Source organism: Pseudomonas sp. R2-7-07, assembly GCF_003852355.1.
Classification (GTDB): Bacteria; Pseudomonadota; Gammaproteobacteria; order Pseudomonadales; family Pseudomonadaceae; genus Aquipseudomonas.
Map to the genome: position 1 here is coordinate 1,841,800 of NZ_CP027759.1, position 22,546 is coordinate 1,864,345.

Consider the following 22,546-nt stretch of genomic DNA (forward strand, 5'->3'; position numbering starts at 1 on the left):
TTGATGGCAGGATCTACAAGGCTTCAATGAAAAATTCCTTTGGTTTCACTTGGTATCTGGCGGGGCTGAGCATGCTCGGTTATCTCGCCATGGACATGTATTTGCCGGCGTTTGGCGCCATGGGCGCGCAACTGCAGATTGGCGCCGGGGCCGTGGGCGCCAGCTTGAGTATTTTCCTCGCCGGGTTTGCGCTAGGGCAGTTGCTGTGGGGGCCGTTGTCCGACCGGCTCGGGCGCAAGCCGGTGCTGCTTACGGGACTGAGCCTGTTTGTACTCGGGTGCCTGGGCATGTTCTGGGTGCAGACCGCGCCGCAGCTGTGGGCGCTGCGTTTTATCCAGGCGATCGGTGTGTGTTCCGCCGCCGTGAGCTGGCAGGCGCTGGTGATTGATCGCTACCCGGCCGACAAGGCGCACCGCGTGTTCGCCAGCATCATGCCGCTGATGTCGTTGTCGCCGGCCCTGGCGCCGTTGTTGGGCGCGATGGTGTTGAATCACTTTGGCTGGCAGGCGATTTTCGGCGTATTGCTGGGCGTGTCGCTGCTCTTGCTGCTGCCGACCGTGTTCCTGCGCAGCGCGCCGAAGCGCCAGACGGACGCACCGGTGCGCCTGGGCTATGCACAGCTGCTCACTTCACGGGTATTTACCGGCAACGTCATGATATTTGCCGCCTGCTCCGCCAGTTTCTTTGCCTGGTTGACCGCTTCGCCATTTATCCTCGGCGGCATGGGTTACAGCCCGAATGACATTGGCCTCAGCTACGTGTTGCCGACCCTGGCGTTTCTGGTCGGTGGCTACAGTTGCCGCAGCGCCTTGCAACGTTTGCCGGGCAAGACCCTGCTGCCGTGGCTGCTCGCGTTCTATTGCCTGAGCATGGTGGCGCTGTATCTGGTTGCAACCCTGACCGTGCCGACCCTTACTACCTTGCTGATTCCGTTCTGCCTGATGGCGCTGTGCAACGGTGCCAGCTACCCGATCGTGGTAGCGAATGCACTGATGCCCTTTGCGGAAAATTCCGGCAAGGCGGCGGCACTGCAAAATACCCTGCAATTGGGCTTGTGCTTTCTTGCCAGCCTGTTGGTGTCATCCATGATCGAGCAGCCGTTGTTGATTACGGTAATCGTGATGCTGGCGACCGCGCCGCTGGCTGTGCTGGGTTATTGGCTGGCGCGACCGAAGGGTAATGCTTCCGAACTGGCCAGCGCCTGAGCTGACAATGCGGTAAAAATGTGGGAGGGGGCTTGCCCTAATGCCAGTCAGTTAAGGCTTTTTGTAGGAGCGAGCTTGCTCGCGAAAAACTCACAGGCACCGCGTTCATTCAGAAAGCACGCGTTATCGTTGACGTTTTTCGCGAGCAAGCTCGCTCCTACAGACGGCGGTGTACGCTTAACTGACTGGTATTAAGGCTTGCCCCCTCCTACATTTGTATTGTGTTTCTTCAGTTAGAACGTCACTTCCAGATTCACCGTCGGCGTTGATGTGCGGCTACCCCGGCCACCGTCCACGCCGAATTTGTTATGCCAGTACTCGTAGCCCACGCCCAGGTACAGGTTCGGTTTGACGCTCTTGCCCGGCCGCACCGCCACCATCAGCGCGGTGCGCATCAGGGCTTCCGGCGCAGTATCGCGGCCATGATAATCCTCGCCTTTCTCCCCCACGTAATTGATGAAGCCCTGGAATTTCGCCGCGTGGTTGGCGATCTCGAACGGGCGCATCCATGTCAGGTTGAGCATGTAAGTGTCGTCAAAGGTGTGGTTCGATTCCCGCGCGCCGGGAATGCCTGTGTGGTTCTTTTCCTTGTAGTACATCAGGCTCAGGTCCAGCACACCGACGGTATTGAATTTCAAGGTGGGGCCGATCACCAGGGCGCGCTTTTTGGCGGAAGCGAGGTTGTTGTTGCGGTTGGCGTCGAAGCCCAGCGTCAGCGCGTAGTCCTTGACCAGCCCGCTACCCAGCGGCGTATCGAAGACCCGTGAGGCATACAACTGGTGCCGGTACACCGCGTAGACCTCGCTGCCACCGTGGTCGGTGCCCTTGCGCGGGTCCTTGCTGTCGGAAAGGAATACATCGAGATTCAGAAAATTGCTGCCGTACTGGTAGCCGCTGGCGTGGGTGAAGCTGTAGGTGCGCTTGCTGAAGTCTTCGGGGTTGTTAGGGTTGGTGAAGTGCTGACCGTAGCGAAACCCCAGGCTGTTGTTCATCCATTCCACTGCGACAGCCTCGCCACCGCCGAGGAGGGTCAATGCGACGGTTGCGCCCTGCAATGCCTTTTTCATTCTGTTGGCTCCTTTGGCGTTCTGGCTCATGACGGCCGGATTGTTTTTGTAACGCCGCGGCAGGGTATCTTGTCTGAACGATTGTATACAACTCTATGGACATACAGTCTGAACATTGCATACAGTGAGCGCACAACAAAAACAGAGACCCCTCACTATGACTATCCCGAAGGCGTCACCGCAGCGGCCCGAAGATGAAAATCTAGGCGTCGCCGCCAACATGGCTTACGGCCTGCAGCATGTGCTCACCATGTACGGCGGCATCGTTGCTGTACCGTTGATCGTCGGCCAGGCGGCCGGGTTGTCACCTGCGGATATTGGCCTGTTGATCGCCGCGTCACTGTTCGCCGGTGGCCTGGCCACGCTGTTGCAAACCCTTGGCCTGCCGTTCTTCGGTTGTCAGCTGCCGCTGGTGCAGGGCGTGTCGTTCGCGGGTGTGGCGACGATGGTGGCGATCGTCGGCAGCGACGGGGCAGGGGGCGTGCCGGCGATTCTCGGCGCGGTGATGGCCGCGTCGTTCATTGGTTTGTTAATCACTCCGGTGTTCTCACGCATCACTCAGTTTTTCCCGCCGCTGGTGACCGGTATCGTGATTACCACCATCGGCCTGACCCTGATGCCCGTGGCGGCGCGCTGGGCCATGGGCGGCAACAGCCGCGCGGCGGATTTCGGCAGCATGTCGAATATCGGCCTGGCTGCACTGACGTTGGTGCTGGTGTTGCTGTTGAGCAAAATCGGCAGCGCAGCCATCTCGCGCTTGTCGATTTTGCTCGCGATGGTGATCGGCACAGTGATCGCGGTGTTGTTGGGTATGGCCGACTTCTCCGCCGTCACCCAGGGGCCAATGTTCGGTTTTCCCACGCCCTTCCATTTCGGCATGCCGACCTTTCATGTGGCGGCGATTATTTCCATGTGCATCGTGGTGATGGTCACGCTGGTGGAAACCTCGGCGGACATCCTGGCGGTGGGCGAGATCATCGACACTAAAGTCGACTCCAAACGCCTCGGCAATGGCCTGCGCGCCGACATGCTGTCGAGCATGTTCGCGCCGATCTTCGGTTCCTTCACGCAAAGCGCATTCGCCCAGAACGTCGGCCTGGTGGCGGTCACCGGGGTGAAGAGTCGGTTTGTGGTGGCAACGGGCGGGGTGTTCCTGGTGGTGCTGGGCCTGCTGCCGTTCATGGGCCGGGTGATTGCCGCCGTGCCCACATCGGTGCTTGGCGGGGCCGGCATTGTGTTGTTCGGCACAGTGGCCGCCAGCGGTATTCGCACGCTGTCCAAGGTGGATTATCGCAACAATATGAACCTGATCATCGTGGCCACCAGTATCGGTTTCGGCATGATCCCCATCGCTGCCCCCAGTTTCTATGACCAGTTTCCCAGCTGGTTCGCGACCATTTTCCATTCGGGCATCAGTTCGTCGGCGATCATGGCGATCTTGCTGAACCTGACGTTCAACCATTTCACCGCCGGTAACTCGGACCAGCAATCGGTATTCGTGGCAGGCACTGAGCGCAGTTTGTGCTTTCGCGACGTGGCGGCGCTGCGCGATGGGGATTACTACCGAGGTGGGAAGTTGTTCGATGCCGAGGGTAAAGAGATTCCGTTGGTGGCGGATACTTTGAGAAAAGCATCAAAGCCTGAGCCCACCGAGGTCTAAATGTGGGAGGGGGCAAGCCCCCTCCCACATTTGGAATCTAGCCAGCTTTGAGCGCCGTGTGCTGCATTGAGCACACCTCATCCAGAAACTTCACCACTGTCCCCATGCACGCCTGGCGTTCTTCCACATGGGGCATGTGGCTGGAGTCTTCGAACAGCGCCCAGCGTACGTCCGGGATTTCATCCAGGAACGGCTTGACCACCAACGGCGTGGCTTCGTCATGGCGACCGGAAATCACCAGGGTCGGCACCTTGATGGCTGACAGTCGGCCAATCACATTCCAATCCTTCAAGCTGCCAATCACATGGAACTCAGTCGGGCCGCTCATGGCGTGGTACACCGTCGGGTCGGCATCGACCTGGGCGAAGGTGCGCGCCACCTCTTCCGGCCATGGGTTGACGCGGCACACGTGCTGGTCGTAGAAAATCCGCGAAGCCGCTTGGTATTCCGGGTCCTGGTAGTTACCGGCGGCCTCATGCTTGAGCAGGGTTTCATGCACACCTTCGGGCAACAATTTGCGCAGCCGATTGGCCTCGCTGACCCAGGTGCGCATGCACGTCGGTGAGTTGGCCGGGATAAAGGCGCGCAGGCCCTTGGGTTGCAAAATGGCATGTTCGCTGCCAAGCATGCCGCCCCAGGATTGCCCGAGGATCGCGTAGTTATCGCTGATTTGCAGGTGGTCGAGCAGGTTGTTCAACTCGTCGAGGAACAGGCCGATGGTCCAGAACGAAGAAGGCTTGTCAGGTAAATGCGTCGAGCGGCCATTGCCCAATTGGTCGTAGTGAATCACCGCATGGCCACTGGCGGCGACATCCTTGAATGCGTCGACGTAATCGTGGGTGCAGCCGGGGCCGCCATGGATGATCACCAGCGGTGTGCGGCCTGTCGCCAGTTCACCGGTGATGCGATACCACGTCTGATAGGCGCCGAAGGGTGCGTAGCCTTCGCGGACTTTCTCGATGAATTCCATTTCGTACCCTGCTCTGAAAAAAGGATCAGGGCTACGATAGTCTGCACGCAACGTTTAGGTAACTAGCAAAACAGCTAGGTTTTGCCTAAGGATCAATCGTCCAGCAACCGGTAGTGCGTGGCTCGCACCACCGCCTGCACGCGGTTCTTGGCGCCCAATTTGTGCATGGCCGACGCCAGGTGCAGGGTGACCACCGCCAGCGAACGGCTCAATTGCGCGGCGATCTCGGCCGCAGTCAAGCCATCGGCGGCCCATTTCAGGCACTCGCGCTCGCGTTTGGTCAGGTGGATATGCGGGTAGGTGCGCAACGCTTTGTTGAATAAAGGGTAAGCCGCCTCCTGTAACGCATGGCTGATCACGCTGAAGTCCGACAAGGTTTGCTGCGCATCCTTCAATACCGTGCTCGCCGTGCCGGTGCGCAGGCCGGTCAACGAGGCGAAGCCACCGCGGGGCAGGTGGATCGGTACGCTGACGCCGCAGGTCAACTGCTGTTCGTGCAGGTAGGACGAAACGGGTGCATGGCAGGGGTCGATGATCGTTTGCAGGGCAGTCTCGGCCTTGGCCTCATAAGACCAGACAAATGGCGACACACTGTTCAAGGCCAAATGTTGCACCGGGTCGATCTGGTAGAACCCTTCGCTGCACCACAAGGCGTGCCAGTCGGTCGGCGTGTTGCGCAGTTGCAGCACCGAGGGCGTGATCAGCGCACCGTTGAGGTCGATAGGCACTGGCGTGTAGTCATACACCAGCGCATCGAAGCCCAACTGTTGGGCGAGGATAAACGTATTGTCCATCTGCTCGTCCAGGCTCCTGCCCGGCATCAGACGACTATTGAAGGCAGTTAGCTTGGCCAGCATCCGTTCTGCTCCCGAATTCATTTGAATCTCGACTTGCTGCAAGTAGAATGCCACGCCCCGGCGAAGGACTGCCAGGCCAAACCTATAAGAAACGCTAGGTTATGGACGCGCGGCATCCTCGGTAGTGTTGACGTGATAAACGGCCACTACCTGCCAGGCCGATACAACACAAGGAATGTATGCATGTGGCGTGAAATAGCCCCCGACCAGCGGTACAACGTGCAAGTCGACGGCCATAATCTCGTGGTCTACAGCTTTGGCGAAGGCGATGAGGTGCTGCTGTGCCTCAACGGCGGCCCGGGCCTGCCGTGTGACTATTTGCGCGACGCCCATGGCTGGCTCAAAGAACATAACCTGCGAGTGGTTGCATTCGACCAGCTTGGCACCGGCGCATCAGCCAGACCGAACGACGTTTCCCTGTGGGAAATCCGCCGTTATGTCGAAGAAGTTGAAACCGTCCGCCAGGCCCTGGACCTGGGCCGTGTGCACCTGCTTGGGCATTCCTGGGGCGGCTGGTTGGGCATCGAGTACGCCATTCATTATCCCGATGCGCTGAAAAGCCTGATCCTCGAAAACACCGTCGGCGATATTCCGCACCTGTCCCAGGAGCTTGAGCGCCTGCGCGGCGCCCTCGGCAGCGAAACCGTGGCCATGATGCAACGTCATGAGGCCATGGGCACCCTCGACCACCCGCAGTATCAAGCCGCCATCACCTTGCTCAACTATCGCCACGTCTGCCGCCTGGATGAATGGCCGGAGCCGGTCAAACGCTCCCTCGGCGATTGGAACATGGGCCCCTACGAAACCATGCAAGGGCCCAACGAATTCCTGTATGTCGGCAACCTCAAGGACTGGAACCGCATCGCCGAAATGGCCGACTTCAGCATGCCGATGCTGATCACCACCGGCCAGCACGACGAACTCACCCCGGCCTGTGCCATGCGCATGAAAATGGCGGCCCGGCACGCCGAATTGCACGTATTTCCCAACAGCAGCCATATGCCGTTCTACGAAGAACCCCAGGCGTATTTTCCGGTGCTGCTGGACTTTCTCGCCCGCCACCGAGGCTGATGGATGAACCTGGCCCGCTACCGTTTCGTGTTGTCCCGGCCCCTGCAGTTGTTGCCGGTGCTGTTGGGCATCAGTTTGATCACCTTCGTGCTGGTGCGCTCGATCCCGGGCGATCCGGCGCGTGCGCTGCTGGGCTCGCGCAGCACGCCGGACGCGTTGCTGAAAATCCGCGCCCAGTACGGCCTTGATGAGCCGTTGTGGCTGCAATACTTCTATTTCCTGAAGAACCTGCTCAAGGGCGACCTCGGCCAATCGCTGTTGTACAAGGTCGACGCCCTCAAGCTGATTGTCACCCGTATCGAACCGACGTCGGTGCTGGTGCTCGGCAGCGTGGTGCTGGCGCTGTTGATCGCGCTGCCGCTGGCGACACTGGCGGCGCGCAATAAAGGCGGCTGGCCCGACACCCTGATTCGCGTGTTCACCACGGTCGGCCTGGGCATGCCGGCGTTCTGGCTGGGCCTGATGCTGATCCTGTTGCTGAGTGTGCAATGGGGCCTGTTTCCGGTGTCCGGTTATGGCCGCACCTGGTTGGACAAGGCCCACCATATGCTGCTGCCGTGTCTGACCATTGCGCTGGCGCTGTCGGCGGTGCTGGTGCGTAATCTGCGCGCGAGCATGCTGGTGGAACTGCAGGCCGACCATGTCACCGCGGCACGGGCGCGGGGGCTGTCTGAAGCCGCCGTGTTCCGTCGCCATGTGGTGCCCAACTCGCTGGTGCCGGCGGTTAACCTGCTGGCAGTGAATATCGGCTGGCTGATCAGCGGCACGGTGGTCATCGAAAGCCTGTTCGCCATTCCCGGCATCGGCCAGTTGCTGGTGCGCGGTATTTTTACCCGCGATTACATGGTGGTGCAGGGCGTGGCGATGGTGCTGGCCTGTGCGACGGTGGTGGTCAACTTCGTCGCCGACGTGGTGACGGTGGCCCTCGACCCACGGGTGAAGATGCAATGAACGGCCGCCCATTGGTCGCCCCCTGGCGCCTGCGCCTGGGTTTTGGCAACGGTCGCCTGACTGCCGCGTGGGGCCTGTTGATACTGTTTGCATGGTTGACCCTGGCGCTGTTCGCGCCGTGGATCGCCCCCTACGACCCCATCGCGCAGAACACCGAGATGAGTCTGCTTGCGCCCGGCATTGCGCACCCGTTCGGCACGGACAACTACGGCCGTGACATCCTTTCACGGGTGATCTGGGGCGCGCGCATCGACCTGCAACTGGCGATTGTCGGGGTGATCTTTCCGTTCATGATCGGCACCTTCGTCGGCGCGGTGTCCGGCTATATCGGTGGGCGCTTCGACAGTGTGTGCATGCGCGTGATCGATGTGGTGCTGGCGTTTCCGTTCCTGGTGCTGATGCTGGCGATCATGGCCATTCTCGGGCCTGGGCTGCAGAGCTTTTACATCGCCATGGCGCTGGTGGGCTGGGTGTCGTATGCGCGGTTGATCCGCTCGCAGATTCTGGTGCTCAAGGAAAGCGAGTTCGCCCTGGCCGCCAAGAGCCTGGGGTTTGGCCATGGGCGCATCCTGTTCCGGCATTTGCTGCCCAATGCGCTGTTCGGCTCGATTGTGTTTTCCATGTCCGACGCGGTGCTGGTGCTGCTCAACGGTGCGGCCGTGAGCTACCTGGGCCTGGGCGTGCAACCGCCCACCGCCGAATGGGGGACGATGGTCGCCGAGGGCCAGGCCTTTATCACCACCGCCTGGTGGATCTGCACCTTTCCAGGGGTGGCCATCGTGACCCTGGCCATGGGCTTCAGCCTGCTGGCCGATGGTGTGGCGCAAGTGTTGGGGGATCGTTCATGAGCCTGCTGCAGGTGCGCGACCTTAGCGTGATCGCCAATAACGCCGGGCGCGAGTTGTGCCTGGTCGATCGCGTGTCGTTTGACCTGGCCGAAGGCGAGATCCTGGGGTTGGTCGGTGAAAGCGGTTCGGGCAAGACCCTGGCCTGTCGCGCGCTGATGCGCCTGTTGCCGTCGCCCAACCTGCGCGTACAAGGCGGCGCAGTGCAACTGGCCGGCCAGGACCTGTTGCGCTTGGATGAAGCCGGCATGCGTACCATCCGGGGCGGGCAGTTGGGCATGATTTTCCAGAACCCCAGCAGTCACCTGGACCCGTTGATGCGTATCGGCGAACAGATCGCCGAGGGCATCCGCCTGCATCAGGGCGCCTCGAAAAAAGACGCGCGCCTGCAGGCCATCGACGTGCTGCGCCAAGTGGGTATTCCCGACCCGCAGGCGCGGGTCGACAACTATCCCCATGAATTTTCCGGCGGCATGCGCCAGCGCGCGATGATTGCGGTAGCCCTGGGGTGCAACCCTAAGGTGCTGATCGCAGACGAACCCACCACCGCCCTCGATGTGACGGTGCAGGCGCAAATCCTGCGGCTGTTGCTCGACCTTCGCGACAAGCGTGGCCTGTCGATCATCATGATCACCCATGACCTCGGCGTGGTGGCGCAAAGCTGCGACTCCATCGCGGTGATGTACGCCGGGCGGCTGTGCGAACACGGCAGCAAATACGAACTGCTCGCCCACCCCCGGCATCCGTACACCGCCGGGCTGATCGATTGCCAGCCGGCCCACAGCAGCGGTCATGCATTGCTGCGCACTATCCCTGGCCAGCCACCGCTGCTCGACGCATTGCCTGACGGCTGCCGTTTCAACCCCCGCTGCCCGCAGGTCGGCGCCCTGTGTACGGCGCTGTTGCCGGAAGGCGCACGGGTGGCGTGTCACTATCCCCTCGGAGAACGCCCATGAGTCTGCTGCAGATCAAGGACCTGGAGGTGCGCTTTGCCGCGTCCGGCACTGGCCTGTTCGGGTTGAACAAGCAGTGGGTGAGGGCGGTGAACGGGGTTTCACTGAACCTGGCGGCCGGTGAAACCCTCGGGCTGGTGGGCGAGTCCGGCAGCGGTAAAAGTACGTTGGGGCGGGCGATTTTGCACCTTAACCCGATCAGCGCCGGTCAGGTGTTGTTTGACGGTGTCGACATGGCCCAGGGCAGCGCCATCGATATTGCGCGGTTGCGCCAGGAAACCGCGATGATTTTCCAGGACCCTTACGCCGCCCTGAACCCGCGCCTCACTCTCGGCGAAACCCTCGCCGAAGTGTTGCGGGTGCAGCGCAAGGTCGCCCCGGAAAACATCCGCGCCCGGGTCGATGAGCTGCTCGAACTGGTCGGCCTGCGGCCTGAATTGGCGTCGCGCAAGCCGGGCTCCCTCAGCGGCGGCCAGTGCCAGCGCGTGGGAATCGCACGGGCGCTGGCGGTGGAGCCGCGCTTGATCATCGCCGACGAATGCGTGGCGGCGCTGGACGTGTCGATCCAGGGCCAGATCATTAACTTGCTGCTGCAATTGCAACAGCGCATGAACCTGGCGATCCTGTTTATCGCCCATGACCTGGCCATCGTGCGGCGCCTGTGCGACCGCGTGGCGGTGATGTACCTGGGCAAGATCGTCGAGGAAGGGCCGGTGGAAGCTGTATTCACTGCACCGCGTCACCCCTATACGGCGGCGTTGATCGAGGCGATTCCACAGATTGACCCGCATCGTCCATTACCGGCGCAGCCGCTGCCCGGCGAACCACCCAGCCCACTGAACCTGCCCACCGGTTGCGCGTTTCACCCGCGTTGCCGGTATGCCCGCGCCATGTGTTCCGTGGTGTTGCCGCCCACCCATTCGCTGCACGAGCATCGATACAGTTGCGTGCTTGAACACCCTTTGACCCTTCCTGCCCATCATGAACAAGGAGTTATGACATGCAATCGCGCCATCTGAAATTGCTCGCTGCCGCCACGCTGACCGCCTGGTCCCTGACTGCCGGCCTGGCCCAGGCCGCCGGCGTGTTGACCATCGGCTGCCGTGAAGACAGCACCACCTTTGACCCGATCAAAAGCGCGCAGAACCGCGATACCTGGGTGTTCGCCAACGTCTACGACACCCTGGTGCGCGTGGATAACCTGGGCACCAAAATGGAACCGGGCCTGGCGCAAAGCTGGGAGATTTCCAAGGACGGCCTGACCTACACCTTTAAACTGCGCGACGCGAAGTTTTCCGACGGTTCGCCGATCACCGCCAGCGATGCGGCGTTCAGCCTGTTGCGCATCCGCGATAACAAGGCGTCGCTGTGGAGTGACCCGTTCAGCCTGATCGACACCGCCAAGGCCAGCGATCCGAAGACGCTGGTGGTTACCCTGAAAACCCCGGCTGTGGCGTTTCTCTCGCAATTGGCCTCGCCAACGGTGTCGATCCTGTCGGAAAAAGCCATGACGGCGATGGGCGAAGATGCCTACTCGGAAAACCCGGTGACCTCCGGCGCCTTCACCGTGGACGAATGGCGCAAGGGCGACCGCGTGGTCCTGAAGAAGAACCCGAACTTCTGGCAGGCCAGTAAGGTCAGCCTGGACGGCGTGGAATGGGTGTCGGTCACCGACGACAACACACGCATGCGCATGGTGCAGAACAACGAGCTGGACACGGCGATCTTCGTACCCTTCTCCCGCGTCGAGGAGTTGAAGAAAGACCCGAACGTGGTGATCCACGCCGACCCGTCCACCCGCGAAGATCACCTGCTGATCAACCACGCGCACGGCCTGCTGGCCAAGCCGCAGGTGCGTGAAGCGCTGGACATGGCCATCGACAAACAATCGTTGGTAAAGACCGCCACTTACGGTCAAGGCACCGTGGCGTATTCCTACATCCCCAAAGGCTCGCTGTATCACTACGCCAATAACCTGCAGCGCCCGTATGACCCGACTGCGGCCAAAAAGCTGCTGGCAGAGGCAGGCGCCACGGACTTGAAGTTGAACTATGTGGTCAACGCTGGCAATGAAGCTGACGAGCAGATCGCGGTGATCATCAAGGACCAACTGGCCAAGGTCGGCGTCACCGCCAACCTGCAGAAAGTCGACCCGACCCAGAGCTGGCAGATGCTGGTGGACGGTGAGTACGATATTTCGGTGATGTACTGGACCAACGACATTCTCGACCCGGACCAGAAGACCACCTTCGTGCTGGGCCACGACACCAACCAGAACTACATGACCCGCTACCAGAACGACAAGGTCAAGGCGCTGGTGGCACAAGCGCGCATCGAGGCCGACCCGGCCAAGCGTGAGCAGATGTATGTGCAATTGCAGAAACTGGCGAAGCAGGATGTGAACTGGATTGATCTGTATTACAGCCCGTATATCAACATCTCACGCAAGAATGTGAGCAACTTCCTGCAGAACCCGTTGGGGCGCTTCACGCTCGAGGAAGTGGTGAAAAACTAAAAAATGTGGGAGGGGGCTTGCCCCCGATAGCAGGGTGTCAGTCACTGTATCTGTGACTGACCCACCGCTATCGGGGGCAAGCCCCCTCCCACATTTTGATTTAGGTTGTGTCAATGGCTACTGCGCATCAAACGCCTGTCCATTGATCCCCGCACTGTCCGGCCCCATCAAATACAGGTACACCGGCATGATCTCTTCCGGCGCCGGCCTTTCCATCGGGTTTTCCCCTGGGTACGCCTGGGCCCGCATGCTGGTGCGCGTACCGCCCGGGTTGATGCTGTTGGCGCGCACGGCTGCGACATCTTCCAGCTCATCGGCCAGGGTCTGCATCAAGCCTTCGGTTGCGAACTTCGACACACCGTAGGCGCCCCAATACGCCCGGCCCTTGCGCCCGACGCTGCTGGAGGTGAACACCACCGACGCATCCTGGGACAGTTTGAGCAGCGGCAGCAAGGTGCTGGTCAGCATGAACATCGCGTTGACGTTCACGTGCATCACCCGCATGAAATTCTCGCCGGACAACTGTTCGATCGGTGTGCGTGGGCCGATGATCGAGGCGTTGTGCAGCAGGCCGTCGAGGCGGCCAAATTCCCTTTCGATCATCGCCGCCAGCTCATCGTATTGATGGGGCAGGGCAGTCTCCAGGTTGAACGGGATCACCACCGGCTGCGGCTGGCCCGCCGCTTCGATCTCGTCATACACCTGGGCCAGGTTGGCTTCGGTCTTGCCCAGCAGCAGCACGGTGGCGCCGTGGGCCGCGTAGGTTTTCGCCGCGGCGGCGCCGATCCCACGGCCGGCACCGGTGACCAGGATGATGCGGCCTTTGAGCAGTTCTGGCGGTGCAGCGTAATCAAACATAAATAGCCTCGACAAAATTCAGTATGTGGCCAAAATCCAAACAGTACACAAATCCAAATGTGGGAGGGGGCTTGCTCCCGATAGCAGAGTGTCAGTCACTGCATTTATTGGCTGATCCACTGCTATCGGGAGCAAGCCCCCTCCCACATTGGATCTTCATCGGTCAGTAAGAGCGGTGAGTTATCAGCAACTGCACAGCGCGTTATCCAGCACCTTGCGCAGCTCCAGCGGGTGGTCCACCACCACATCCGCGCCCCAGTGACGGGGGTTGTCATCCGGGTGAATGTAGCCATAGGTCACCGCCGCCGTGCGCGTACCGGCATCACGGCCGGACTCTATGTCACGCAGGTCATCGCCGACGAAAAGCACGCTGGCCGGGTCCAGGTTGAGCAGCTTGCAGGCCAGGAGCATCGGTTCCGGGTCCGGCTTGCTGTTTTTCACGTGGTCCGGGCAGATCAGTACGGCCGAGCGTTCGGCCAGGCCCAGTCGCTGCATGATCGGCTCGGCAAAGCGCACCGGCTTGTTAGTGACCACGCCCCAGATCAGCTTGGCCTTCTCGATGTCTTCCAGCAGTTCGGCCATACCGTCGAACAGTTTGCTGTGCACCGCGCAGTCTTTGAGGTAGCGCTCGAGGAATTCCTGGCGCAGTGCTTCAAAGCCTGGCGACTCCGGGTCCATCGAGAAGGTCACGGCGACCATGGCCCGCGCGCCACCGGAGATTTCATCGCGGATGTGCTGCGGATTGACCGGCGCCAGGCCACGCTCGGCGCGCATGGCCTGGCAGATGGCGATAAAGTCCGGCGCGGTGTCCAGCAGGGTACCGTCCATGTCGAAGAGAACCGCTCGCAACTTCACAGGCTTACTCCTCGCGCAGGGTCTGGATCATGTAGTTGACGTCAACGTCGCTGGCCAGCTTGTAGTGCTTGGTCAGTGGGTTGTAGGTCAGGCCGATGATGTCTTTTACGCTGAGGCCGGCCTGACGGCTCCAGGCCCCCAGCTCGGACGGGCGGATGAATTTCTTGAAGTCATGGGTGCCGCGCGGCAGCAGCTTCATGATGTATTCGGCGCCGATGATCGCGAACAGATAAGCCTTGGGATTGCGGTTGATGGTGGAAAAAAACACCTGGCCGCCAGGCTTGACCATGCGGAAACAGGCGCGGATCACCGAAGACGGGTCCGGCACGTGCTCGAGCATTTCCAGGCAGGTGACCACGTCGAACTGCTCAGGCATTTCCTCGGCCAGGGCTTCGGCGGTGATCTGGCGGTACTCCACGCTCACGCCGGATTCCAGCTGGTGCAGCTGGGCCACGGCCAGCGGCGCTTCGCCCATGTCGATGCCCATCACGGTAGCGCCACGCTGGGCCATGGCTTCACTGAGGATGCCACCGCCACAACCCACATCCAGCACCTTCTTGCCGGCCAGGTTGACGCGTTCGTCAATCCAGTTGACCCGCAGCGGGTTGATGTCATGCAGGGGCTTGAACTCGCTCTCACGGTCCCACCAGCGGTGGGCCAGGGCTTCGAATTTGGCGATTTCGGCGTGGTCGACGTTGCTCATGGTGAATCCTCTGAATCTGATAAATCGGTTTATTCGCTGTGCCCGCTGATGCGCTGGCCCCAGGCAATGGCCGTGGCGGTCAACTGTGCTTCATCCATGCGGGTCAATCGTCGGTCGTCGAGCAACTGCTTGCCGGCGACCCAAAGGTGTTTCACGCAATCGCGACCGGTAGCGTAGATAAGCTGTGAGACCGGATCGTAGATCGGTTGTTGCGCCAGCCCCGAAAGGTCGAAGGCGACGATATCTGCGGCCTTGCCGACTTCCAGCGAGCCGATCTGGCTGTCCAGGCCCATCGCCCGCGCGCCATTGAGGGTCGCCATGCGCAGCGCGCGATGGGCGTCCAGCGCGGTCGCCGAACCGGCGACGGCCTTGGCCAGCATGGCGGCGGTGCGGGTTTCGCCCAACAGGTCGAGGTCGTTGTTGCTGGCGGCGCCGTCAGTGCCTATAGCCACATTGACGCCAGCCTGCCACAGGCGTTCAACCGGACAGAAGCCGCTGGCCAGTTTCAGATTCGATTCCGGGCAATGAATGACGCTGGTGTTGCTTTCTACCAGCAAAGCCAGGTCATCCTCGCTGATTTGGGTCATGTGAACGGCCTGGAAGCGCGGGCCCAGCAAGCCGAGGCGACCCAGGCGCGCCAATGGCCGCTCGCCGGTCTGTTCCACGGCCTGCTGCACTTCGAAGGCGGTTTCGTGCACATGCATATGAATTGCGGCGTCCAGCTCTTCGGCGATCACCCGGATTTTCTCCAGGTTGTCATCGTTGACGGTGTAAGGCGCGTGGGGGCCGAACGTGATCTTGATGCGGGGGTGGTGCTTGAGGTCGCCGAACAGCTCGATACCCTGGCGCATTGCCTCATCGGCGCTGCTGGCGCCGGGGATCGGGAAATCCAGGATCGGAATGGCGATCTGTGCGCGCATGCCGCTGTTGTGCACGCAGTCGCTGGCGACCTTGGGGTAGAAGTACATATCCGAGAAACAGGTGATGCCGCCCTTGAGCTGCTCGGCGATGGCCAGGTTGGTGCCATCGCGGACGAAGGCTTCATCGACCCACTTGGCCTCGGCGGGCCAGATGTGTTTTTCCAGCCAGGTCATCAACGGCAGGTCATCGGCCAGGCCGCGAAACAGGCTCATCGCCGCATGCCCGTGGGCGTTGATCAGGCCCGGGCTGAGCAGCATGCCGGGCAGCTCGCGCACCTCGCTGGCCTCAAGCTTGAGCGCCGCCGCCCGCGGCCCGATAAACACGATGCAGCCGTCACGGATACCCAGGCCATGCTCCTTGAGCACCACGCCAGCGGGTTCGACGGGGACCAGCCAGGTCGGCAGGAGCAATAAGTCGAGCGGGGCGGCAGTGGGCGTCATCGCAGGCTTCTTCCTGGGCAGCTATAAAAGAAGGGCGAAGTATACCCGAGCGTCCTGGCTGGCGGATCGCTATAATCGGCGGCTTTTGTTCATGAGTACGGGGTAAGGGATGCGCGACCGACTGTTGGCTGCAGAGAAGGTGAAGGCCATCGATTGGCGTGATGGCGTGCTGCACCTGCTCGATCAGCGTGCGCTGCCGGCCCGGGAATGCTGGGTGGCGTGCTCGACCGTCGGCGAGGTGGCCGCCGCCATTCGTTCGATGGTGGTGCGCGGCGCCTCGGCCATCGGCATCAGCGCAGCCTACGGGCTGGTGCTGGCTGCTCGCGAGCGCATGGCCGAAGGCGGCGACTGGCAGGCGGCCTGGGAAGAAGACTACGCACTGCTGACCGATACCCGACCCACTGCATCGAACCTGTTCTGGGCGCTGAAGTGCATGCGCGACCGCCTCGACCGCCTCAAGCAGCACGCCGACCCATTGGCTGTGCTGGAAGCCGAAGCCATCGCCATCCATGAAAGTGACCGCGAGGCCAATGTGGTCATGGCCCAATTGGGTATGGAGCGGATTCGCAAGCACCAGGGCAACGCCCAGGCGATCCTCACCCATGGCAATGCCGGCGCATTGGCCTCGGGCGGTGTCGGCACGGCCCTCGGGGTGATTCGCGCGGCGTTCCTGGAGGGGCTGGTCGAGCAGGTCTATGCCAACGAAACCCGTCCCTGGCTGCAAGGCTCGCGCCTGACGGCGTGGGAGTTGGCGGGCGCGGGTATCCCGGTGACGGTCAATGCCGACTCCGCCGGAGCGCATATCCTCAAAACCAAAGGCGTGACCTGGGTGGTGGTCGGCGCTGACTGCATCGCGGCCAATGGCGATGTGATCAGCAAGATCGGCACCTATCAGTTGGCCGTGTGCGCCATGCACCACGGCGTGCGCTTTATGGTGGTGGCGTCGAGCTCGACCCTCGACCTGATGATGGCCACTGGCGATGACGTGGCCCTGGAAGAGCGTGATGTGGCTGAACTGCTGGAGGTGAATGGCCAGCGGCTGGAGGTTCAGGCCTTCAATCCGGTTTTCGACGTCACCCCGGCCGACCTGATTGATGTGATCGTCACCGAGAAAGGGGTGGTGGAGCGGCCGGATGCGGCCAAGCTGGCTAAGCTGATGTGCCGTAAGCGGCTGCATTGAGGGTGGTGGTGTTTGTTGAAGAGCAATCGGGAGCAAGCCCCCTCCCACATTTGATTTGTGAACACAGTCAAAATGTGGGAGGGGGCTTGCTCCCGATTGGCCCTAAAAGTCAATAAAACTTCCGGATCCACCCCCCAAAAAACAGCACCACCCCATCTCTGAGCCCCTCTCGTCCTCCTCAAGCCTGTCATTCATCAAATTACTAGCCTCCATGCGCATCAGGGGGATAGGTGCGTGGCGGCGATTGTGATAACATCCGGCGGTTTCCAGGGCCGCCCCGAGGGGTTGTCCATAACGTGCAGATCCGTGTCATAACTCGTTGATTTGTCGTAAGTCGTTGTCAGGCACCGTGCCGGCAGCGGCGAGCTTCGTTCGGCCCATCTGGACGTGACGAAGTTTCACCCGAAAAAGGAATCAGGCTTCTCATGGGCGAACTGGCCAAAGAAATCCTCCCGGTCAATATCGAAGACGAGCTGAAACAGTCCTACCTCGACTACGCGATGAGCGTAATTGTCGGTCGGGCACTGCCTGATGCGCGCGACGGCTTGAAGCCCGTGCACCGGCGTGTGCTGTTCGCGATGAGCGAGCTGGGTAACGACTGGAACAAGCCGTACAAGAAATCTGCCCGTGTTGTCGGTGACGTGATCGGTAAGTATCACCCTCACGGCGACACTGCGGTGTACGACACCATCGTTCGGATGGCCCAGCCGTTTTCCCTGCGCTACCTGCTGGTAGACGGCCAGGGCAACTTCGGTTCGGTCGACGGCGACAACGCCGCAGCCATGCGATACACCGAAGTGCGCATGACCAAGCTGGCGCACGAGCTGCTGGCCGACCTGCATAAAGAAACCGTGGACTGGGTGCCGAACTACGACGGCACCGAAATGATCCCGGCCGTGATGCCCACCCGTATTCCCAACCTGCTGGTCAACGGTTCCAGCGGTATCGCCGTGGGCATGGCGACCAACATCCCGCCGCACAACCTCGGTGAAGTGATCGACGGTTGCCTGGCCCTCATCGACAACCCCGAGCTGACCATCGATGAGCTGATGCAATACATCCCCGGCCCGGACTTCCCGACCGCCGCGATCATCAACGGTCGCGCCGGCATCATCGAAGCCTACCGCACCGGCCGTGGCCGCATTTACATGCGCGCCCGCTCGATGATCGAAGACATCGACAAGGTCGGTGGCCGCCAGCAGATCGTCATCACCGAACTTCCGTACCAGCTGAACAAGGCGCGCCTGATCGAAAAGATCGCCGAGCTGGTTAAAGAGAAGAAGCTCGAAGGCATCACCGAGCTGCGCGACGAGTCCGACAAAGACGGTATGCGCGTGGTGATCGAGCTGCGTCGTGGCGAAGTGCCTGAGGTGATCCTCAACAACCTCTACGCTCAGACCCAGCTGCAAAGCGTGTTTGGTATCAACGTTGTTGCGCTGATCGATGGCCGCCCGCGCATCCTGAACCTCAAGGACTTGCTGGAAGCCTTCGTGCGTCACCGCCGCGAAGTGGTCACCCGCCGTACCGTGTTCGAACTGCGCAAGGCCCGCGAGCGCGGCCACATCCTGGAAGGCCAGGCGGTTGCGCTGTCGAACATCGACCCGGTGATCGCCCTGATCAAGGCCTCGCCAACCCCGTCGGAAGCCAAGGAAGCGCTGATCAGCACGCCGTGGGAATCCAGCGCTGTGGTCGCGATGGTTGAACGCGCCGGCGCCGACTCGTGCCGTCCGGAAACCCTGGATCCGCAATACGGCCTGCGCGAAGGCAAGTACTTCCTGTCGCCGGAACAGGCCCAGGCCATCCTGGAACTGCGCCTGCACCGTCTGACCGGTCTGGAGCACGAGAAGCTGCTGGCCGAGTACCAGGAAATCCTCAACCAGATCGGCGAGTTGATCCGCATCCTCAACAGCGCCGTGCGCCTGATGGAAGTGATCCGCGAAGAACTCGAAGTGATCCGCGCCGAATACGGCGACGTGCGCCGTACCGAAATCCTTGATGCGCGCCTCGACCTGACCCTGGGTGACATGATCCCGGAAGAAGAGCGCGTGGTGACCATCTCCCACGGCGGCTATGCCAAGACTCAGCCATTGGCGGCCTACCAGGCCCAGCGTCGTGGCGGTAAAGGTAAATCGGCTACCGGCGTGAAGGATGAGGACTACATCGCTCACCTGCTGGTTGCCAACAGCCACACCACGCTGCTGCTGTTCTCCAGCAAGGGCAAGGTGTACTGGCTGAAAACCTACGAAATCCCTGAAGCCTCCCGCGCTGCCCGTGGTCGCCCACTGGTCAACCTGCTGCCGCTGGACAGTGATGAGTACATCACCACCATGCTGCCGGTCGATGAATACACCGAGGGTCACTTCATCTTCATGGCCACCGCCAAAGGCACCGTGAAGAAGACCCCGCTGGAATCCTTCAGCCGTCAACGCAGCGTGGGCCTGATCGCCCTGGAGCTGGATGAAGGCGACGTGCTGATTTCGGCGGCCATCACCGACGGCGAGCGCGAAGTCATGCTGTTCTCCGACGGCGGCAAGGTCACGCGCTTCAAGGAATCCGACGTTCGCGCCATGGGCCGTACTGCCCGTGGTGTGCGCGGCATGCGCCTGCCGGAAGGGCAGAAGCTGATTTCCATGCTGATCCCGGAAGAAGGCAGCCAGATCCTTACCGCGTCCGAGCGTGGCTACGGCAAGCGCACCGCCATCAGCGAGTTCCCGGAGTACAAGCGTGGCGGCCAGGGCGTGATCGCCATGGTCAGCAACGACCGCAACGGTCGTCTGGTCGGCGCGGTGCAGGTGCTCGACGGCGAGGAAATCATGCTGATTTCCGACCAGGGCACCCTGGTACGTACCCGCGTGGCAGAAGTCTCGAGCCTGGGCCGTAACACCCAGGGCGTGACCTTGATCAAGCTGGCCAAGGACGAAAAACTGGTCGGCCTGGAACGTGTGCAGGAGCCTTCGGAAGTTGAAGATGACGAGCTCGAAGGGGAAGGTTTTGAGGGCGAGGTGATCGCAACCGGCGATGACAACGTCGACGAGCCAACCCTCGATGCAGCCGCAGACGAAGAAGAACCGCAGGAATAAGCGGACACACAGGGGGCGGATGAAGATTCGCCCCCTTGTTGTTTGTCCGGATGGAAATATCGACAGCGATGAAAATCCAACTGTGGGAGGGGGCTTGCTCCCGATTGCGGAGTGTCACCGGCACATAAGCTGACTGACCCACCGCTTTCGCGAGCAAGCCCGCTCCCACACGGGATCCGGTGTCGGCTGATATGTTTGCGTGACTACCACCAGACCAGAGTGAGATTGGATGTGAGCAAGAGAGCCTATAACTTCTGTGCCGGTCCCGCGGCGCTTCCTGAAGCAGTCCTGCAGCGCGCGCAGGCTGAACTCCTCGACTGGCATGGAAAAGGCCTCTCTGTGATGGAAATGAGCCATCGTAGCGATGAGTTCGTGTCCATCGCCACCAAGGCCGAGCAGGATCTGCGCGACTTGCTGGACATCCCCTCCCACTACAAAGTGCTGTTCCTGCAGGGCGGCGCGAGCCAGCAGTTCGCCCAGATCCCGCTGAACCTGCTGCCGGAAGACGGTACCGCCGACTATATCGACACCGGTATCTGGGGCCAGAAGGCCATTGAAGAGGCCTCCCGCTACGGTCACGTCAACGTGGCAGGCACCGCCAAGCCTTATGACTACTTCGCCATTCCGGGTCAGAACGAATGGAAACTGTCGAAGGACGCGGCCTACGTGCACTACGTCGCCAACGAAACCATCGGTGGCCTGGAATTCGACTGGGTGCCGCAGGTTGGCGACGTTCCACTGGTGTGCGACATGTCTTCGGACATCCTCTCGCGCCCGATCGATGTGTCCAAGTACGGCATGATCTACGCCGGCGCGCAGAAAAACATCGGCCCGAGCGGCATCCTGGTCAACATCATCCGTGAAGACCTGCTGGGTCGCGCCCGCTCGCTGTGCCCGACCATGCTCAACTACAAGGTCGCGGCCGATAACGGCTCGATGTACAACACCCCGCCGGCGTTCGCCTGGTACCTGTCCGGCCTGGTGTTCGAATGGCTCAAGGAGCAGGGCGGCGTGGTGGCCATGGGTAAGCTCAACGAAGTGAAGAAGCGCACTCTGTACGACTTCATCGACGCCAGCGGCCTGTACAGCAACCCGATCAACCTCAGCGACCGCTCGTGGATGAACGTGCCGTTCCGCCTGGCTGACGACCGCCTGGACAAGCCATTCCTGGCCGGCGCCGAAGCGCGTGGCCTGTTGAACCTCAAGGGCCACCGTTCGGTCGGCGGCATGCGCGCCTCCATCTATAACGCTGTCGACATCCACGCGATCAACGCGCTGGTTGCCTACATGGCAGAGTTTGAAAAGGAACACGGCTAATGTCTGAGCAAGAACTCAAGGCCCTGCGTGTACGCATCGACAGCCTGGACGAGAAAGTCCTCGAGCTGATCAGTGAGCGCGCACGCTGCGCCCAGGAAGTGGCGCGGGTGAAAATGGCGTCCCTGGCAGAAGGCGAAGTGCCGGTGTTCTACCGGCCCGAGCGAGAAGCCCAGGTGCTCAAACGCGTGATGGAACGCAACCAAGGCCCGCTGGGCAACGAAGAAATGGCGCGGTTGTTCCGTGAAATCATGTCTTCATGCCTGGCCCTGGAGCAGCCGCTGAAAGTGGCGTACCTCGGTCCGGAAGGCACCTTCACCCAGGCGGCAGCCATGAAGCATTTCGGCCATGCCGTGATCAGCAAGCCGATGGCGGCGATCGACGAAGTGTTCCGCGAAGTGGCAGCCGGTGCGGTGAATTTTGGCGTGGTGCCGGTGGAAAACTCCACCGAAGGCGCGGTCAACCACACGCTGGACAGCTTCCTGGAACACGACATGGTGATCTGCGGTGAGGTCGAGCTGCGCATCCACCATCACCTGTTGGTGGGCGAGAACACCAAGACCGACAGCATCAGCCGGATCTATTCCCACGCCCAGTCCCTGGCGCAGTGCCGCAAGTGGCTGGATGCGCATTACCCGAATGTCGAGCGCGTGGCGGTCTCCAGCAATGCCGAGGCGGCCAAGCGGGTCAAGGGCGAGTGGAACTCGGCGGCGATTGCCGGCGATATGGCGGCGGGCCTGTATGGCTTGACGCGCCTGGCCGAGAAAATCGAGGACCGCCCGGACAACTCCACGCGTTTCCTGATGATCGGCAGCCAGGAAGTGCCGCCCACGGGCGATGACAAGACGTCGATCATCGTTTCCATGAGCAACAAGCCCGGCGCGCTGCATGAGCTGCTGGTGCCGTTCCATGACAACGGCATCGACCTGACGCGCATCGAGACGCGTCCTTCGCGCAGCGGTAAATGGACCTACGTGTTCTTCATCGACTTCATCGGGCATCACCGCGACCCACTGGTCAAAGGCGTGCTGGAGAAAATCAGCCAGGAGGCCGTGGCACTCAAGGTGCTGGGCTCTTACCCGAAAGCGGTTTTGTGAGGCT

The 22,546-nt window shown here is 61.3% G+C and carries 19 protein-coding genes; 12 read left to right on the plus strand and 7 right to left on the minus strand.

Features of this window, described 5'->3' with window-relative positions:
• Positions 1-26 precede the first annotated feature (26 nt).
• Positions 27-1,205, plus strand: coding sequence for a purine nucleoside transporter PunC (gene punC, locus C4J86_RS08415; protein ID WP_124366311.1), 1,179 nt, complete (start codon positions 27-29; stop codon positions 1,203-1,205).
• 233 nt (positions 1,206-1,438) lie between these two features.
• Here punC and C4J86_RS08420 read toward each other — a convergent pair whose 3' ends face one another.
• Positions 1,439-2,272 (minus strand): nucleoside-binding protein, encoded by an 834-nt coding sequence (locus tag C4J86_RS08420; RefSeq protein WP_124370068.1) that lies wholly within the window; start codon positions 2,270-2,272, stop codon positions 1,439-1,441.
• Between the two features lie 157 nt (positions 2,273-2,429).
• Here C4J86_RS08420 and C4J86_RS08425 point away from each other — a divergent pair, with 157 nt between their 5' ends.
• Positions 2,430-3,932, plus strand: a complete 1,503-nt coding sequence (locus C4J86_RS08425; protein ID WP_124370069.1) for a nucleobase:cation symporter-2 family protein — start codon at positions 2,430-2,432, stop codon at positions 3,930-3,932.
• 37 nt (positions 3,933-3,969) lie between these two features.
• Here the strand turns inward: C4J86_RS08425 and C4J86_RS08430 are convergent, their stop codons facing one another.
• Both C4J86_RS08430 and C4J86_RS08435 read right to left on the minus strand, forming a co-directional pair.
• Complete coding sequence (locus C4J86_RS08430; protein WP_124366314.1) at positions 3,970-4,902, minus strand: proline iminopeptidase-family hydrolase; 933 nt, start codon at positions 4,900-4,902, stop codon at positions 3,970-3,972.
• 92 nt (positions 4,903-4,994) lie between these two features.
• Entirely contained in the window at positions 4,995-5,759 is a 765-nt protein-coding gene (locus C4J86_RS08435; RefSeq protein WP_124370070.1) for a LuxR family transcriptional regulator, read from the minus strand.
• A 183-nt stretch (positions 5,760-5,942) separates the two neighbouring features.
• Between C4J86_RS08435 and C4J86_RS08440 the strand changes: the two genes are divergently transcribed.
• The 6 genes from C4J86_RS08440 to C4J86_RS08465 are packed head-to-tail and all read left to right on the plus strand — an operon-like array spanning position 5,943 to position 12,094.
• On the plus strand, positions 5,943-6,830 hold the full coding sequence (locus C4J86_RS08440; protein ID WP_124366316.1) for a proline iminopeptidase-family hydrolase: 888 nt from the start codon (positions 5,943-5,945) through the stop codon (positions 6,828-6,830).
• 3 nt (positions 6,831-6,833) lie between these two features.
• A complete protein-coding gene (locus C4J86_RS08445; RefSeq protein WP_124370071.1) occupies positions 6,834-7,781 on the plus strand; it encodes an ABC transporter permease in 948 nt (315 codons plus the stop codon).
• On the plus strand, positions 7,778-8,629 hold the full coding sequence (locus C4J86_RS08450; RefSeq protein ID WP_124370072.1) for an ABC transporter permease: 852 nt from the start codon (positions 7,778-7,780) through the stop codon (positions 8,627-8,629). Before C4J86_RS08445 ends, C4J86_RS08450 begins: the two co-directional genes overlap by 4 nt.
• Entirely contained in the window at positions 8,626-9,582 is a 957-nt protein-coding gene (locus C4J86_RS08455; protein ID WP_124370073.1) for an ABC transporter ATP-binding protein, read from the plus strand. Before C4J86_RS08450 ends, C4J86_RS08455 begins: the two co-directional genes overlap by 4 nt.
• Positions 9,579-10,598, plus strand: a complete 1,020-nt coding sequence (locus C4J86_RS08460; RefSeq protein ID WP_124370074.1) for an ABC transporter ATP-binding protein — start codon at positions 9,579-9,581, stop codon at positions 10,596-10,598. The genes C4J86_RS08455 and C4J86_RS08460 overlap by 4 nt, the downstream gene beginning before the upstream one ends.
• Positions 10,580-12,094, plus strand: a complete 1,515-nt coding sequence (locus C4J86_RS08465; RefSeq protein ID WP_124370075.1) for an ABC transporter substrate-binding protein — start codon at positions 10,580-10,582, stop codon at positions 12,092-12,094. The genes C4J86_RS08460 and C4J86_RS08465 overlap by 19 nt, the downstream gene beginning before the upstream one ends.
• Before the next feature lie 117 nt (positions 12,095-12,211).
• Here the strand turns inward: C4J86_RS08465 and C4J86_RS08470 are convergent, their stop codons facing one another.
• The 4 genes from C4J86_RS08470 to C4J86_RS08485 form a co-directional block, all read right to left on the minus strand.
• A complete protein-coding gene (locus C4J86_RS08470) occupies positions 12,212-12,952 on the minus strand; it encodes a YciK family oxidoreductase (protein WP_124366321.1) in 741 nt (246 codons plus the stop codon).
• A gap of 183 nt (positions 12,953-13,135) precedes the next feature.
• Positions 13,136-13,807 (minus strand): N-acetylmuramic acid 6-phosphate phosphatase MupP, encoded by a 672-nt coding sequence (mupP, locus tag C4J86_RS08475; RefSeq protein WP_124361852.1) that lies wholly within the window; start codon positions 13,805-13,807, stop codon positions 13,136-13,138.
• A gap of 4 nt (positions 13,808-13,811) precedes the next feature.
• Complete coding sequence (ubiG, locus tag C4J86_RS08480) at positions 13,812-14,510, minus strand: bifunctional 2-polyprenyl-6-hydroxyphenol methylase/3-demethylubiquinol 3-O-methyltransferase UbiG (RefSeq protein ID WP_124361853.1); 699 nt, start codon at positions 14,508-14,510, stop codon at positions 13,812-13,814.
• Positions 14,511-14,539: 29 nt separating this feature from the next.
• Complete coding sequence (locus tag C4J86_RS08485; RefSeq protein ID WP_124370076.1) at positions 14,540-15,871, minus strand: TRZ/ATZ family hydrolase; 1,332 nt, start codon at positions 15,869-15,871, stop codon at positions 14,540-14,542.
• Between the two features lie 109 nt (positions 15,872-15,980).
• Here C4J86_RS08485 and mtnA point away from each other — a divergent pair, with 109 nt between their 5' ends.
• From mtnA to pheA, 4 genes are all read left to right on the plus strand, one after another.
• On the plus strand, positions 15,981-17,051 hold the full coding sequence (gene mtnA / locus C4J86_RS08490) for an S-methyl-5-thioribose-1-phosphate isomerase (protein ID WP_124370077.1): 1,071 nt from the start codon (positions 15,981-15,983) through the stop codon (positions 17,049-17,051).
• A 425-nt stretch (positions 17,052-17,476) separates the two neighbouring features.
• Positions 17,477-20,131: a DNA gyrase subunit A gene (gene gyrA / locus C4J86_RS08495; protein ID WP_124370078.1), complete on the plus strand. Its 2,655-nt coding sequence runs from the start codon at positions 17,477-17,479 to the stop codon at positions 20,129-20,131.
• Between the two features lie 231 nt (positions 20,132-20,362).
• Positions 20,363-21,448 (plus strand): 3-phosphoserine/phosphohydroxythreonine transaminase, encoded by a 1,086-nt coding sequence (gene serC, locus C4J86_RS08500; protein ID WP_124370079.1) that lies wholly within the window; start codon positions 20,363-20,365, stop codon positions 21,446-21,448.
• Positions 21,448-22,542, plus strand: coding sequence for a prephenate dehydratase (gene pheA / locus C4J86_RS08505; RefSeq protein WP_094952927.1), 1,095 nt, complete (start codon positions 21,448-21,450; stop codon positions 22,540-22,542). The genes serC and pheA overlap by 1 nt, the downstream gene beginning before the upstream one ends.
• Positions 22,543-22,546 lie beyond the last annotated feature (4 nt).

Bases quoted from the DNA above. Each gene is read 5' to 3' on its own strand.
- punC (WP_124366311.1), top strand. From the start codon at position 27: ATGAAAAATTCCTTTGGTTTCACTTGGTATCTGGCGGGGCTGAGCATG.
- C4J86_RS08420 (WP_124370068.1), bottom strand. From the start codon at position 2,272: ATGAAAAAGGCATTGCAGGGCGCAACCGTCGCATTGACCCTCCTCGGC.
- C4J86_RS08425 (WP_124370069.1), top strand. From the start codon at position 2,430: ATGACTATCCCGAAGGCGTCACCGCAGCGGCCCGAAGATGAAAATCTA.
- C4J86_RS08430 (WP_124366314.1), bottom strand. From the start codon at position 4,902: ATGGAATTCATCGAGAAAGTCCGCGAAGGCTACGCACCCTTCGGCGCC.
- C4J86_RS08435 (WP_124370070.1), bottom strand. From the start codon at position 5,759: ATGCTGGCCAAGCTAACTGCCTTCAATAGTCGTCTGATGCCGGGCAGG.
- C4J86_RS08440 (WP_124366316.1), top strand. From the start codon at position 5,943: ATGTGGCGTGAAATAGCCCCCGACCAGCGGTACAACGTGCAAGTCGAC.
- C4J86_RS08445 (WP_124370071.1), top strand. From the start codon at position 6,834: ATGAACCTGGCCCGCTACCGTTTCGTGTTGTCCCGGCCCCTGCAGTTG.
- C4J86_RS08450 (WP_124370072.1), top strand. From the start codon at position 7,778: ATGAACGGCCGCCCATTGGTCGCCCCCTGGCGCCTGCGCCTGGGTTTT.
- C4J86_RS08455 (WP_124370073.1), top strand. From the start codon at position 8,626: ATGAGCCTGCTGCAGGTGCGCGACCTTAGCGTGATCGCCAATAACGCC.
- C4J86_RS08460 (WP_124370074.1), top strand. From the start codon at position 9,579: ATGAGTCTGCTGCAGATCAAGGACCTGGAGGTGCGCTTTGCCGCGTCC.
- C4J86_RS08465 (WP_124370075.1), top strand. From the start codon at position 10,580: ATGCAATCGCGCCATCTGAAATTGCTCGCTGCCGCCACGCTGACCGCC.
- C4J86_RS08470 (WP_124366321.1), bottom strand. From the start codon at position 12,952: ATGTTTGATTACGCTGCACCGCCAGAACTGCTCAAAGGCCGCATCATC.
- ubiG (WP_124361853.1), bottom strand. From the start codon at position 14,510: ATGAGCAACGTCGACCACGCCGAAATCGCCAAATTCGAAGCCCTGGCC.
- C4J86_RS08485 (WP_124370076.1), bottom strand. From the start codon at position 15,871: ATGACGCCCACTGCCGCCCCGCTCGACTTATTGCTCCTGCCGACCTGG.
- mtnA (WP_124370077.1), top strand. From the start codon at position 15,981: ATGCGCGACCGACTGTTGGCTGCAGAGAAGGTGAAGGCCATCGATTGG.
- gyrA (WP_124370078.1), top strand. From the start codon at position 17,477: ATGGGCGAACTGGCCAAAGAAATCCTCCCGGTCAATATCGAAGACGAG.
- pheA (WP_094952927.1), top strand. From the start codon at position 21,448: ATGTCTGAGCAAGAACTCAAGGCCCTGCGTGTACGCATCGACAGCCTG.